We start from the raw sequence: 13,511 nt of genomic DNA, 5'->3' as shown, positions 1-13,511 counted from the left end.
CGTTCGCCTGGGAGGACGAGAGATGATCCGCATGCTTCTACCCGTGCTGCTGGCGATCGCCGGCACCGGTGCGGGCGTCGGCGCGGGGATGATGCTCGCGCCCATCCCGAACGGTGAGGCCACGCAAGCGGCGCCAGATACGACCGCCGCGGCCGCGGCACAGCCGAGCGTTGATGGCACCGCGGCCCCGCCCGACCAAGAGACCGGTCCGCATGACTTTGTCGCGCTTAACAACCAGTTCGTCGTACCGATCCTGGAGGGCGAGCGGGTCACGGCGATGATGGTGCTGTCGCTCAGCGTCGAGGTGACCGACGGGGATGCCCAGGCCGTCTACGAACACGAGCCGAAGCTGCGGGACGGGTTTCTGCAGGTGCTCTTCGATCACGCCAACCGGGGCGGGTTCGACGGGGAATTCACTAACGCCAGCACTATGGACGTGCTGCGCCGGATGTTGGCCGAGGTGGCGCGCGATCTGCTCGGCCCGGCGGCGAAGGGCGTTCTCATCACCGAGATCGCGCGTCAGGACACCTGACCCGGCCCGTCTTCGGGCCACGCCCGCATCCGCGCCATCGCCCCCAGATCGCCAAGCAGCCCTGCCTGTCGCCGCTCCTGCCGGTCGCGTGCCTCCGCCTGCGCCCGCGCGCGCAGCGCGCGCGCCGCCTCAAGCCTGCCGAAGGCGCGACGCTGCGCAGGCATGGCCTGTTCCTTGCGCGCCAGCACGCGCGCGAGCTCGTCGCGGATCGTCGCCCGGTGCCGCGACAGCCATCCCTGCCAGGCGATGTCGGCCCCGATCTCGCGCACCCCGCGCAGCGCCTCCTGTGGCAGGACACGCGCGGCCCGGGCCTGCGCGTCAAGCCGCTCGATCGCCGCCCGCAACCGGCCCTCCTCGTTGCGCAACGCGCGCAGCCGCGCCGCCTCGCGCTGGTAGAGCGCCTCTGTCAGGTCGCACAGCGCGGCGTGGTTGTCGCGCGTCATCCGAAATGCCGCGCCTTGCGGCGCATGCTGTCGGCAAAGCGGATCGCCGCGGCAACCGCGCGGTAGTGGCGCGAATCGATCTCCTCGCCGATCTCGGTCTCGGCATGGAGCGCACGGGCCACAGGCGGATCGTGGTGCACCGGCACACCGTTCTCGCGGGCCAGCTCGCGGATGCGCAGCGCCAGGTGATCGACCCCCTTGGCCACGCAGACCGGCGCCGATCCCGGCGCCCGGCTCCAGCGCAACGCCACGGCGTAATGGGTGGGATTGACGATCACGACGTCGGCCTTGGGCACGTCCTCCATCATCCGGCCAGAGACGATCTCCATGCCTTTCTGGCGACGCTGTTGCTTCATGTGGGGGTCGCCCTCGTGATCCTTGTGCTCGTCGCGGACCTCCTTGTGGGACATCCGCTGGCGCCGGGCATGATCAAAACGTTGCCAGAAGAAATCCACCGCGCCGATCAGCAGCGCGAGCATCACCACCACGGTGAGAAACTCGGTCGACATGCGCGCCATCAACGCCCCGATCTGGCCCGCCTCGGCGTGGAGGGATGCGGCCATGCGCGGCATCTGACCGCCGAGATAGACCCCGAGCAGGAGACAGAAGGCCAGTAGCTTCACGGCACTCTTGGCAAACTCGAAGAGCCCGCTCGGCCCGAACTTGTTCTTTGCATTCTCCACCGGGTTGATCCGCGAGAGCTTGGGTTCGAGCCGCGCGGTGGCGAAGACGAGGCTGCGCTGCGCCACCACCGACAGGGACGCCACCGCGCCCGGCAAGAGAAAGAACACCAAAAGCGCAACGCCCACCCCCAGCAGGAGCCCGCCAAGCGCGGCCATCCCCGACCCGTCGGAGAACACCAGCGGCGCGATACGGTCCGGTTGCCCCACGAGGCGCATCATGAGCGACCCGGCCTCGTCCACCGCACCTGCCCCGGCCGCGACCGCCGCGAGCAGAAACCCTGCGTAGGATCCGGCAGTGTTGAGATCGGCAGAGCGCGCGAACTCGCCCTTCTCACGCGCCTTCTCGAGCTTGTGCTGCGTGGCCTCGTGGGTCTTGTCGCTGTCGTCCTGCGGCTCGGCCATCATCCGCCCCCGACCGGATCGGCGAGGAACCCGCCCAGCCCCGCCGCCCAGATGCCGAGCATCGCCGGGGCAAGCAGGAACAGCAGCGCCAGCCCCGCCGCCGTGATCGCGGGCGCCCCCACGAAGACGACCATGAGCTGCGGCATGGCGCGGTTGATGACGCCAAGCGTCAGGTTGTAGAGCATCGAGGCAATCACGAAGGGCGCCGCCAGCGTGAAGGCGAGGCCGAAGGCATGGGCCACCCGGCCGGTGCCCCACTCCGCCACCCCGGCAGCCCCGGGAAGGCGGGCCGGCGGAAACAGCCGGTAGCTCTCGATCACGAACTCGGCGAGGCGCAGGTGCAGGCCAAGGATCATCGCCAGCGCCAGCGCCCCGGCCACCAGCAAATGCCCGATGGCGGGCATCGGCGTGATGCTCGCACCGCCCAGGATCTGCGCCAGCGAGGTTGATTGCGCCGCGATCGAACCGGCGGTCTGCAAGGCAAGCACGAACAGGCGGATGCCGATGCCGAGCATGAGGCCGATCGCGGTCTCGGTCAGGATGAGGCGGGTGAGATCGGGCCGGGACCCGAGCAACTCGCCAAGCCCGGGGGCGAGCGCAGGGGTCGCGATGGCCGTCATCCCGAGCGCAAGGCCCAGCTTGATGCGCACCGGCACCGTGCGCTCTCCAAAGCCGGGAAAGAGCGCGATCATCGGCGCCACGCGCAAGAACACGAGCGCATGAAGCCAGAGCACGTCCTGCGACAGCCGGATCAGCGCCTCGAGCCCGGTCATGCCGCCACCACGCCCACCAGCGCCGGTTGCGACTCGACACCGATCTCCTCGAACGAGAGGACCGGCGCGCGCACCTGCTTGGCCGCGAGCGCCATCCGTAAAAAACGCCGCCGCTGCGTCGAGGTGATTACCGCCGGGGTGATTCCCCGCTCCATCGCGGTGTTGACCTCCGTCGCGATACCGCCGGTGAGCGCGTTGAACAGCTCGGGCGGCAAGGCCACGTCGGGCCGCCCGCGCTCGGCCTCGACCTGGTGGGACAGGAACCGCTCCTCCCATTCGGGCGCGAGCTGGATAAGCGGCAGCGTGCCATCTGGGCGCGTGAGTTCGGCCACGATCTGGAAACCGAGCCGCTGGCGCACATGTTCACACAGCGCCTCGGGGCCCGCGCCGCCCTGCCGTCCCTCCGCCGCCGCCTCGATGATGAGAGGCAGGTTGCGGATCGAAACCTGCTCGGCCAGTAGCAGGCGCAGCACACCGTGCAACAGGTCCGGCGCGATGCGGTCCGGGATCATCTCCTCGAGAAGTTTGCGATTGGCGTCGGCGCGGTCGCGATCGGCAAGGTTGACCATCTCGTCGAGCAGGCGGCGCATCGCCTTCATCGTCAACAGGCGGCTGAGATTGCGGCGAATGATCTCCAAGAGGTGCGTGGCCAGCACCTCGCCGGGAGACACCACCGTCGCGCCGCCAAGCACAGCGCGGTCACGCGCCACCGCCGTTATCCAGCGCGCGGGCGCATGGTAGACCGGTTCGCGTACCGTCTCGCCCGGCGGCAGATCTGGCTGCCCATCTGGATCGAGCGCGAGAAAGTGATCCGCGCGCAGCCCGGCGCGCGCCTGCTCGACTCCCTGGATGCGGATCGCATATGTCCCGGCCTCGAGCGCGGGCTCGTCGGTCAGCCGGATCTCTGGCAGGATCAGGCCGTAGCGCGTCGCGATGTGACGGCGCATGTTGGCGATGCGCGCGTCGAGCCCCTCGCCGGGGTCGAGCACCATATTGATGAGATCCGGCGCGAATTCCACGTGGATGTCATCGAGTTCCAGGATATCGCCCATCGTCGGCTCGGGGACGGGCATGGCGCCCCCCGTGTCCTCTGGCTCTGCCTCCGCGTCCCGCGCGGCGCGCGCGCCGAGCACGGCGACGGCGGCGAGCGCGAGCGCGCCGAGGATGAATGGCAGGAAGGGCAGGCCCGGCACCAGCGCGAAGAGCCCCATCAGCACCGCCACAGTCACCAGAGCCGACGGATGGCGCAGGATCTGGCTGGTCATCGCGGTATCGGTCGCCCCGAGCGTGCCGCCCCGCGCCAGCAAGAGCGCCGAGGCGATGGATATGATCACCGCAGGGATCTGCGTCACGAGCCCATCGCCGACCGTCAGGATGGCATAGGTTTCGAACGCCTCTCCCAGCCGCATGTCATGGACCAGCGTGCCCATGGCGAGCCCCATCACGAGGTTGAGCAGGGTGATGAGCAGCCCGGCGACGGCATCACCCTTGACGAATTTTGACGCCCCGTCGAGCGAGCCGAAGAAGGTCGTTTCCTGCTGTTCGCGCGCGCGCTGTTCGCGCGCCGCTTCGTGCGAGATGGCACCGGCCGACAGGTCGCTGTCGATCGCCAGCTGCTTGCCCGGCATCGCGTCGAGCGCGAAGCGCGCGCCCACCTCGGCCATGCGCGCGGCGCCCTTGGTGATGACGAGGAAGTTGACGATGAGCAGCACGCCGAACACGACGAGTCCGAGGAAAATGCTGCCGCCCATGACGAAATCGGCGAACCCCTCGATAACGTGGCCTGCGGCTCCGGTGCCGCTGTGGCCCTCACCGATGATGAGCTTGGTCGAAGAGACGTTGAGCGACAGGCGCAGCATCAGCGACGCCAGGAGGATCGTCGGAAAGGACGAGAAGTCGAGCGGGCGCTCGATGAACAGCGTGACGGTGAAGATCAGGATTGCCAGCGCGAAGGAGGCCGCCAGACCGATATCGAGCACCCATGACGGCACCGGCAGGATCATCATGACGATGATCGCCATCAACGCCAGCGCCAGCAGCACCGTAGGCTGAAAGAGCTGCGCGCGGGTCAGGCGCGGCATCGCCGGTCCCCCAGGGATCCGAGGAGACCGGCCCGGGGCAGGTGCTGCGCCGCGGCGACGGGCGAAGGTAGCTGGCTGCGGGGCACGTTTTCTCCCTTGGTTGTGCCGAACGGCGGTGGTGTCGTGCTGCAAGCCTGCGCCATCATGGTTGAGATTCGGTTAGCTGCGGCGCGAGTATTACCGCGTGGCAACCGCCCCCGGAGTCGCGGCGAGCAGCCGCTTCATCGCGCCACGCAGCGCCGTGCTGCGCTCCAGCAGCGCACGACGCGATGTCAGTGCCGCATCGCCGCCCGCCACCGGGGCGGCGGCGTCGCGCACGAGCAGTTCCCCCAACTCCCGGAGCGGGGCATTCTCCGCATCCGCCATCACCTCGGCGCGACCGAGGTGCAGCGCGGCACGGTCCGCACGACGGGTCGCCTCATGGGCGGCATAGAGCCGCCGGGCACCGGCATGATCGCCCCGCGCGACGAGCGCGTCGGCGCGCAGCAGGTCGGCTTCATTGCCGTCGAGACCGAGAAGCTCCCTAAGCGCCGTGGCCGGACGCTCCTGCGCCAGCGCGATCCGCGCGAGCAACAATTGGTGCGCCTCGCCCGCTTCACCTGGCTCCGTGGCCTGCGCCGGGGCGACATGGCGCACCGCCTGCGCCGGGAATCCCAGCGAGAGCAGCCGCTGCGCGACGCCCAGCGCCACGCCTCCATCCAGCCCCCCCGGAGACACGACACCGTCCGTCAGCATGGTGCGCAGAAAGGTGACATCGTCGGCACCGCGCAACAGGTACGTCACAAGGACCGACGCAACCTGTGCCGCCTCCGCATCTTCCAGCGTCGGTCGCATCCGCTCGAATTCCGTCATCGTTTCGTCGAAGGCGCCCGAAGCCGCGAGGGCCGATAGATAGGCCCGCGCAAGCCGCCCCCCCAGCGGCGTGCCGCGAGTCTCGAAGGCGAGCGCCCCGGCCAGTTGCGCGTCGTCGAACGCCACCGGGGCCTGGCGGGCAAGCGCACGCTCGATTGTCTCGGCCAGCGCTATCCCGGTCTGTTCAACGTTGGTGCCGGCAACCTCGCGCAACGCCTGCTCCGCCGCGGCGTCATCGCCCATCTGTCCGGCGAGCGCGGCACGCGCGAGCCCGGTCTCGGCATCCGAAAACGCATCGCCGCCGCGCAGGTGCCCGAGAAGCGCGTCGGCGGTATCGCGGTGTCCGGCGGCCACCAGCCGCCGGACAAGCGTCGGCCCGAGCGCGCGCCTTAGCCCCTCGGGCAGCGCGACGAAGGATCGCCGGAGCGCGCGGTGGTCAAACACGTTCTCCTCGGGCAATTCCGGCATCGCGAGGATCGCCCACAGCACGCCCGGCTCGCCGCAGCCGAGCACACCGGCGAGCGCCGCCCCTGCGGGAAGCGACGCACCCTCGACCAGCCGCGCAAGCTCGCGTGCAAGAGCGATCTCCGGCGCGCCGGAATCGAGCCACCCGAGAACCTGCCGCGCCTCGGCCCCGAAACCGTGGTGAATGTACAGGCGCGCGAGGCGCAGGGCATCGGCCTCACGAATGGTGTCGAATTCCCCGAAGAGCGCGCCGTTGAGACGACCGACCTCGAACGCAAAAGGGTGGTTGCCGCCCCAGGACACGACATCGAGATGCGGTGCCGGCGGGCACGCATCCACCGAGAGACCCGCGCGCGCGGGGCGGGAGATGTCACGGTCCATACTGGTCGTCACGCGCAAACCGGGCACGTCCGGGCGGCCCGCCTGCGTGGTGCGCCCGTCCCCGATGGCGGGGGCTGAGGGGTTCGCGCTGTCCGGGGGTGCGGGGGACTGGGCGGGCGGTGTTGCGAGGCGCGGCCGCTGGCCGGGTTCCGCGGTGACGAGCCCCTGGCTCGCGGCCCGGCCAAGCTGACGCCCGAGCGTGGCGCGCACGGCGTCGAGCCCGTCACCGGGCGCGGCGGCGCCGATTTCCGGCAGGGCCGATAGCCGCGGACCGACGCGTTCGTCTAGTCGCGCGGCCAGCGCGGCGCCGGCGGCGGACGGGGACCGGACCGCGTCGCCGTCCCGGGCGACGGGCGCCGACAGCGGCAGCGGACGCGGATGGGTGGGCGACGCGCGCGCGTCGGAGAGCGCGTCGAAGATATCGATCACGAGCATGGCGCCCGCGTGCCAGAACGACTCGATCCGGCAGGCACAGGCGAAGGCAAGATCGAGCCGCCCGCCCCCTGCCGGAACCGAGATTGCGCGCAGCCGCTGCCGCCCGATCCGGTCAAAAACCGCACCAAGCTCGAAGCGCAGCGCAGCACCGTCGAAAATCACCGAGGCCCCGTTCTCGCGGGTGACAACATGCCAGGACCTGCGCCCAGGCATGTCAAGCACGAGGCGGTCGAACCCGTCATGCGCACCGGAGCGCACGGCAACCGCCTGCGCGGCTACGGGCGCTCCGGCGGCCAGCCACAGGGCACACCATGCCGCGAGCACCAAAGCGGTTCGCGCGCGGATCATGCGGCCTCCTGCCGGGTGGCCTTGAGCGCCTCCTCGAGATCGCCGAATCCCGGGCGGTTGTGGGACGGGGTGTTCTGTCGCCCCACCTCGATGCAGATACTGGCCGCGTGGTTGTGGAGATTGGCCACGAGCACTTCGCGGATGAGCTTGTAGAAATGGGCATCCTCCTCGGTCACGTCGCGCAGACGGCTGGCAAAGGGACCGACGAAGCCGTAGGCGAGGAACACGCCCAGAAAGGTGCCGACAAGCGCCCCGCCGATCATCTTGCCGAGGATCTCGGGCGGCTGGTCGATCGAGGCCATCGTCTTGATGACCCCCAGCACGGCGGCAACGATACCCAGCGCCGGAAGTCCGTCGGCCATCGTCTGCAACGCGTGGCTGGGGTGCATCGCATGCTGCTGCTGCGCCTCCATCCGCTTGTCGAGAACCTCCTCCACCTGGTGGGGATCGTCATAGTTCATCGAGGCCGAACGCAGCGTGTCACCGATAAGCGCGACCGCCTCGGAATCGGCGAGAATGCGGGGATACCTGGTGAATATGGCCGAGTCGGACGGAGATTCGATATGCTCCTCGACAGCGACCGGGTTCTGCCGCGCGAGCCGGATCAGGGTGAAGAGCAGGCACAGCAGATCACGGTAATCCCCGGGTTTCCAGCGCGGGCCCTTGAACACGCGCCCGAGGCTCTTGAACGTATGCTTGATGGTGGCGACGTCGTTGCTGATGAGAAAGGCGCCGATCGCCGCACCGCCGATCATCGTCATCTCGAACGGCGCGGCATGGAGGATGATGCCGAGCTTGCCCCCGGCGACGAGATACCCGCCAAAGACCATCACCACCACCACCAGGATGCCAAGGATACCGATCATCGCCTTCTCCGTATCAAACGTCTGGCCCGCATCCTGTCACCGCCGGGTTAAGAAAGCCTGACCCGGCGCCGGTCATTCGCGCGCGGCATTGCGCCCGGCAAGCACCACGCTGAGCCGGTGCGCGGCCTCGGGCGACAGCCCGGCCATGATCGCCGCCGCCGCCTCTGGACGCATCCGGGCGAGAAAGCCGGCGGCGAATCGCGCATCCATCCGCTCGAAGAGCGCAGCAGCCTGCTTGGGTTTCATGGTCTCATAGACCCGCGTGAGCCGCGCGATATCATCCTCCGCGGCGGTCTCGGCGATGGCGAGCGTGCGGCGCAGCGAATCCTCTGCCGCCGCGAGCTCTTCAAACTTGCGCGCGATCTCCGAATCGACCAGCGCCAGCGCCTCGCGCCGGTCGGCAAGCGCCGCCTCGTCCTCGGCAACTTGCGCTTCGCGCGTCGTCATCTCGTCGAGCAATCGTTGCAGATCCGCGGGTGTCCGGCATTGGGCAGGCGCCGCTGCGGGGGCCTGCGCGGTCGCATCGGTGCGCGCCATCGCGTGACCGACTCCGTCCCCGAGCCGTACCAGCGCCGAGACCAGCAGCAGCGCGGCGATCACCGTCAGCGTCCCGCGTGCGCGCATCGGGCTCCGGCCCCGGCCCCGCGCGCGGCTCATGCCGCGCCCCCGTCACCCGGCGGCGCGTTGCGGCGAAACACCGGGGCCGCACCGTTCTCTTTGGCCTGCGGGGGCGCGGGGCGCGGCGTGGCCTGCGGCTCTGGCAGGTCGTGCATCGACGCAACCAGAAGCTCCAGCCGCTTGGCCACCGTCTCGGCCCGGTCGGTGAGCGCCGCGAGCGAGCGGGTCTCGCCACCGGCGGCGTTTTGCGCGTCGCGCAGCGTGCGCGCGAGGTCATCGACCTGCGCCGACAGCACGGCGACCGCGCCCCCCACCCCGGTCTCGAGATCGTTGAAGCGGCTGAGCCTGCGGGCGAGCACGTGGCAATAAAGCCCCGCCCCAAGAGCCCCCGCCACCAACAGGATATCGGCAATGAGGTCCATTTCCCCCTCCCTTCAGTTGAGCACGAATTCCATCACCAGCAGGTCGTTGACCCGCGGGGCCCCGACCACCGCCTGCACCCGCCGCAGCATCTGCGCGCGCAGCCGCGGCAACGCGGCGCTTTCCTCGAGATCGGCGATACGCAGCGCCCGCAGATAGGTGTTGAGCACATCGACGATGCGCGGCATGACGCGCGTTACCTCCGCCGCCTCCTCAGTGGGCACCTCGAGCTCGGCGCGAAAGCGCAGGTGACGACTGCGGCCGCCATCGGCAAAGGAAATCACCAGCGGCTCGATCGGGACATAGACGAGGTGGCCGAAATCGACGACCGCCTCCGCTGGGCTCGCGGCCTCTTCGCCCCCACCCACAGCCGCATTCTGCTGTCCGTTCGTGACCGGGCCGAAGGGCAACAGCCCGGCCCATGCGGCATAGAACCCGCCTCCGCCCCCGACCAGCGCCAGCACCAGCCCGATGACCAGCGGCAACCGCGACGGCGCGGCGCGGTCTGCGGCTTCCCCTGTCTCCTCGGCTTCTGCCATGACGCGGTCCTCATTTCTCGAGCAAGGGGACCATAACCCGGCAGGGACTAACCGAATGTTAAGCCTGATGCAGGAAGGATGACCCCACAGACCGGCAGAAGGCCGATCATGAGGAGGCATCACCGTGCAGCAGATTCTCGGCCTGTGGAACGCGCTCGATACGCGGCGGCGCGTGATCGTGGCGGTGGCGACGCTGGGCATGTTCGCCGCCGTTCTGGGGCTCGCGCGACTCGCCGCAACCCCGGCGATGAGCCTGCTCTACGCCGGGCTCGATGCCCCCGCGGCGGGCGAGGTGATCGCCGCGCTCGAGCGGCGCGGCGTCGGACACGAGGTGCACGGCGACGCGATCTTCGTGCCCGCGCCCGAGCGCGACGGGCTGCGCATGATGCTGGCCGGAGAGGGGCTGCCCGCCAGCTCCACCAAGGGCTACGAGCTTCTTGACGGGCTGTCGGGCTTCGGCACCACGTCGCAGATGTTCGACGCCGCCTACTGGCGCGCCAAGGAAGGAGAGCTTGCGCGCACCATCCTCGCGCATCCGGCGATTTCCGCCGCGCGCGTGCATCTCGCCTCGACCGGAACCAACCCGTTCCAGCGCGATATCCGCCACTCCGCCTCGGTGTCGATCACGACCGGCGGACAGGGGCTCACGCCCCGGCACGCACGCGCGCTGCAATTCCTCGTGGCCTCCGCCGTGGCCGGGCTCGCGCCCGAGGATGTCGCCATCATCGACAGCGAAGGCGGGCTGATCGGCGCTGCAGAGGACTCTACCGCCACCACCTCCGACGCGCGCGCCGAGGCGCTGCGCCTGCGTGCCCTGCGCCTGCTCGAGGCGCGCGTCGGCCCGGGCAGCGCGGTGGTCGAGGTGACGCTCGAGACCGAGACGCGCAGCGAATCGGTCCACGAGCGCCGCTTCGACCCCGAGAACCGCGTGGCGATCAGCACCGACACCGAGGAAAGCAGCGACACCGCCTCGGGCGAGGGCGGGGGCGGCGTGACCGTCGCTTCGAACCTGCCCGAGGGCGATGCCGGCGGCGACGCGCGCTCCACCAGCAATCGCGAGGAAACGCGCGAGCGGGTAAACTACGAGGTCTCGACCATCGAACGCGAGGTGGTGACCGCCCCCGGCGCGATCCGGCGGATTAGCGTGGCGGTGCTCGTCAACGCGCTGCCCGGCACCGGTGCAGAGGGCGCACCGGCCACACAACCCCGCCCCGAGGAAGAGCTCGCTGCGCTGCGCGAACTGGTCGCCTCCGCGGTCGGGCTCGACCCCGAGCGCGGCGACGTGCTGACGCTCCGGACGCTGCCCTTCGAGGCGGTCGCCCCGGCGGGGACACTGGCCACGCCCGGGCTGCTGGACCGGCTGGCCATCGACGCCATGTCGCTGGCGCAGGTGCTCGTGCTCGCCCTCGTGGCGCTGGTGCTCGGTCTCTTCGTGCTGCGCCCTGTGCTGATGCGCCCTGCCCCCGCCTCGGCGAGGCTCGGCGCGCCGGGTCTCCTGACGGGCGGGGCCACGGAGGGAGGCGCCGACGCGCCCGCGCCCCTGACCGGCGAGATTGACGACGGCGAGTTCGACGTCAGCGGCCTGTCGCTGGTCTCCGACCAGAGCGGCGCGGGCAATGACACCGGCACCGCCTCGACCTTCGCTCCCGCGCTGGGCAAGGCCGGGCCGCGGCCCGAGGATCCGGTGGCACGGCTGCGCGCGCTGATCGGCGAGCGGCAGGAGGAAACCGTCGAAATCCTGCGCACATGGCTCGAGGGCGAGGAGGAAAGAACCTGATGTCCATCGCACATCTGCTCGAGAATTTCGACGGCGCGCGCCCAGGCAGACAGGTGACCATCTCGGATGTCTCGCTCGAAGAAGAGCGGCTGGCCGCCTTCGAGACCGGCTACCAGGCCGGGTGGGACGACTCCGTGAAGGCACGGACCGAGGATGACCGCCGCATCACCGCCGATCTCGCGCAGAACCTCCAGGACCTCCGCTTTACCTACGCGGAGGCCCACGGCGCGGTGATGCAGGCGCTGCGGCCCCTGCTTACGCAGATGACCACGGCGGTGCTGCCCCGGCTCGCACAGGAGAGCCTCGGCCCACGCCTCACCGAGATGCTGCACGACCTCGCACGCGACCAGGGCCGCCTCGACATCGGGATCGCCATCTCCCCGGACGATGCGCCGCGGATCACGCATCTGCTCGAGTCCGATCCCGCCATCGAGGCCACGCTTGTCGAGGACGACACCCTCGGCCCGGGGCAGGTCTCCTTGCGCTTCGGCGAGGCCGAGCACGAGATCGACCTTGCCGAGGTGCTCGCGGGCATCGACGCCGCGATCCGCGGTTTCTTCGACCAGACCCAGCAAGGAAAGGCCACCGCATGACCAACGATCCAGCCGACCCCAAACCCGGAACCGGCCTGGACATGTCCAACCCGTTCTCCGCCGTTCCGATCGAGATCACCGTCTCCGTCGGCAAGGCGCGACCCGCGATCCGCGAGCTTCTCTCGCTGGGGCGTGACGCGGTGCTGCCCCTCGATCGACGCGTCGATGACGCCGTCGAGCTCTATATCGGCGAGCGGCTGATCGCGCGCGGACAGCTAGAGGAGATCGAAGGCGAGGACGACGGACAGCTCGCCGTGCGCCTCACCGAGGTGGCCAACCTGCGCGACGGGCTGGGATGACGCCGCCACCCGCCACCCGCGCCGTCCCGGCACGGGCATTGGCGCTCGCCCTCACGCTGATGCTCCTCGCCGCTGCCCCTGCGCAGGCGCAGGACATCTCGATCTCGCTCGGCGAGGGCGGTTCGCTCTCGGGCCGGGCGATCCAGCTCATCGCGCTCATCACCGTGCTGAGCCTCGCACCCGGGCTGGCGATCATGATCACCTCGTTCCCGTTCATCATCACCGTGCTGTCGATCCTGCGACAGGGGATCGGGCTGCAACAATCGCCACCCAACATGCTGCTGGTGAGCCTCGCCCTGTTTCTCACCTGGTTCGTGATGGAGCCCACCTTCACCACCGCATGGGAGACCGGGATCGCGCCGCTCGTGGCAGAGGAAATCACGCTCGAAGAGGCGCTGCCACGCGCCATCGCGCCGTTTCGCGGCTTCATGGCCGCGCGGCTCGACGCCACCACCTTCGAGGCGATGGCGGCGCTGCGCCCGGACGCGAGCAGCATCCAGACCGGTCCCGACGCCCCCCTCTCTGTCCTCGTCCCCAGCTTCATGCTCTCGGAAATCGCCCGCGCCTTCCAGATCGGCTTCCTGATCTTCCTGCCGTTCCTGATCATCGACCTCGTGATCGCCGCGGTGCTGATGTCGATGGGCATGATGATGGTGCCCCCCGCCCTCGTCTCGCTGCCGTTCAAGCTCGCCTTCTTCGTCATCGCCGACGGCTGGTCGCTGATCGCCGCAAGCCTCGTGCGCGGCTACATGTGAGCGCGCGTGGCCTGCCGCACGGGGATGAGTCAACGCTCCCCGCACGCTCCTGACCGCCGCCGGGCAAGAGCCCAAAGGCGCAAGGGGCGCCGCCCCTCTTGGCCTGCGGCCAATTCACCCCGGGGTATTTGAACCAAGAAGAAGCAAGGTTTCGTTAACCTGGGGATGCGAGGATGAGAGCGCGGTACAGGCTGGGGAGCCGATGACCGCCCAAGGAGAAGCCGCGCCCGTCCCCGGCGCGCATCGGCA

14 protein-coding genes are annotated in these 13,511 nt (G+C 69.7%); 5 read left to right on the top strand and 9 right to left on the bottom strand.

The annotated features are described in order from the left end of the window. Nucleotides 1–22 precede the first annotated feature (22 nt). Nucleotides 23–532 (top strand): flagellar basal body-associated FliL family protein, encoded by a 510-nt coding sequence (locus tag CRJ03_RS15295; RefSeq protein ID WP_104019740.1) that lies wholly within the window; start codon nt 23–25, stop codon nt 530–532. Here CRJ03_RS15295 and CRJ03_RS15290 read toward each other — a convergent pair. From CRJ03_RS15290 to CRJ03_RS15250, 9 genes are all read right to left on the bottom strand, one after another. Further along, nucleotides 520–975: a hypothetical protein gene (locus CRJ03_RS15290; RefSeq protein ID WP_104019739.1), complete on the bottom strand. Its 456-nt coding sequence runs from the start codon at nt 973–975 to the stop codon at nt 520–522. The genes CRJ03_RS15295 and CRJ03_RS15290 overlap by 13 nt on opposite strands. Further along, complete coding sequence (locus tag CRJ03_RS15285; RefSeq protein WP_104019738.1) at nt 972–2,060, bottom strand: EscU/YscU/HrcU family type III secretion system export apparatus switch protein; 1,089 nt, start codon at nt 2,058–2,060, stop codon at nt 972–974. The genes CRJ03_RS15290 and CRJ03_RS15285 overlap by 4 nt, the downstream gene beginning before the upstream one ends. Beyond that, nucleotides 2,060–2,833, bottom strand: coding sequence for a flagellar biosynthetic protein FliR (locus tag CRJ03_RS15280; RefSeq protein ID WP_104019737.1), 774 nt, complete (start codon nt 2,831–2,833; stop codon nt 2,060–2,062). The genes CRJ03_RS15285 and CRJ03_RS15280 overlap by 1 nt, the downstream gene beginning before the upstream one ends. Then, nucleotides 2,830–4,914 (bottom strand): flagellar biosynthesis protein FlhA, encoded by a 2,085-nt coding sequence (flhA, locus tag CRJ03_RS15275; protein WP_104019736.1) that lies wholly within the window; start codon nt 4,912–4,914, stop codon nt 2,830–2,832. The genes CRJ03_RS15280 and flhA overlap by 4 nt, the downstream gene beginning before the upstream one ends. A gap of 177 nt (nt 4,915–5,091) precedes the next feature. Continuing rightward, nucleotides 5,092–7,395 carry a hypothetical protein gene (locus CRJ03_RS15270; protein WP_104019735.1) on the bottom strand — a complete coding sequence of 768 codons (2,304 nt, stop codon included), beginning with the start codon at nt 7,393–7,395 and terminating at the stop codon, nt 5,092–5,094. Continuing rightward, the gene (motA, locus tag CRJ03_RS15265; RefSeq protein WP_104019734.1) at nt 7,392–8,261 is read right to left on the bottom strand and encodes a flagellar motor stator protein MotA; all 870 of its coding nucleotides are present in this window, start codon (nt 8,259–8,261) and stop codon (nt 7,392–7,394) included. Before motA ends, CRJ03_RS15270 begins: the two co-directional genes overlap by 4 nt. Before the next feature lie 72 nt (nt 8,262–8,333). After that, on the bottom strand, nt 8,334–8,918 hold the full coding sequence (locus tag CRJ03_RS15260) for a MotE family protein (protein ID WP_104019733.1): 585 nt from the start codon (nt 8,916–8,918) through the stop codon (nt 8,334–8,336). Next, nucleotides 8,915–9,301 (bottom strand): hypothetical protein, encoded by a 387-nt coding sequence (locus CRJ03_RS15255; RefSeq protein WP_104019732.1) that lies wholly within the window; start codon nt 9,299–9,301, stop codon nt 8,915–8,917. Before CRJ03_RS15255 ends, CRJ03_RS15260 begins: the two co-directional genes overlap by 4 nt. Nucleotides 9,302–9,313: 12 nt before the next feature. Next, nucleotides 9,314–9,838, bottom strand: coding sequence for a flagellar basal body-associated FliL family protein (locus CRJ03_RS15250; protein WP_104019731.1), 525 nt, complete (start codon nt 9,836–9,838; stop codon nt 9,314–9,316). Nucleotides 9,839–9,962: 124 nt separating this feature from the next. On the opposite strand from CRJ03_RS15250, the gene fliF reads away from it, so the two are divergent. The 4 genes from fliF to fliP are packed head-to-tail and all read left to right on the top strand — an operon-like array spanning nt 9,963 to nt 13,262. Continuing rightward, nucleotides 9,963–11,615, top strand: coding sequence for a flagellar basal-body MS-ring/collar protein FliF (fliF, locus tag CRJ03_RS15245; protein ID WP_104019730.1), 1,653 nt, complete (start codon nt 9,963–9,965; stop codon nt 11,613–11,615). Next, nucleotides 11,615–12,208: a FliH/SctL family protein gene (locus CRJ03_RS15240; protein ID WP_104019729.1), complete on the top strand. Its 594-nt coding sequence runs from the start codon at nt 11,615–11,617 to the stop codon at nt 12,206–12,208. Before fliF ends, CRJ03_RS15240 begins: the two co-directional genes overlap by 1 nt. Further along, entirely contained in the window at nt 12,205–12,507 is a 303-nt protein-coding gene (locus CRJ03_RS15235; RefSeq protein ID WP_165375339.1) for a FliM/FliN family flagellar motor switch protein, read from the top strand. The genes CRJ03_RS15240 and CRJ03_RS15235 overlap by 4 nt, the downstream gene beginning before the upstream one ends. After that, the gene (gene fliP, locus CRJ03_RS15230) at nt 12,504–13,262 is read left to right on the top strand and encodes a flagellar type III secretion system pore protein FliP (protein ID WP_165375338.1); all 759 of its coding nucleotides are present in this window, start codon (nt 12,504–12,506) and stop codon (nt 13,260–13,262) included. The genes CRJ03_RS15235 and fliP overlap by 4 nt, the downstream gene beginning before the upstream one ends. The last annotated feature ends 249 nt before the right edge of the window (nt 13,263–13,511 follow it).

This window comes from Roseovarius nitratireducens (assembly GCF_002925845.1).
GTDB lineage: Bacteria > Pseudomonadota > Alphaproteobacteria > Rhodobacterales > Rhodobacteraceae > Roseovarius > Roseovarius nitratireducens.
This window is presented reverse-complemented; position numbering and strand designations above follow the sequence as displayed.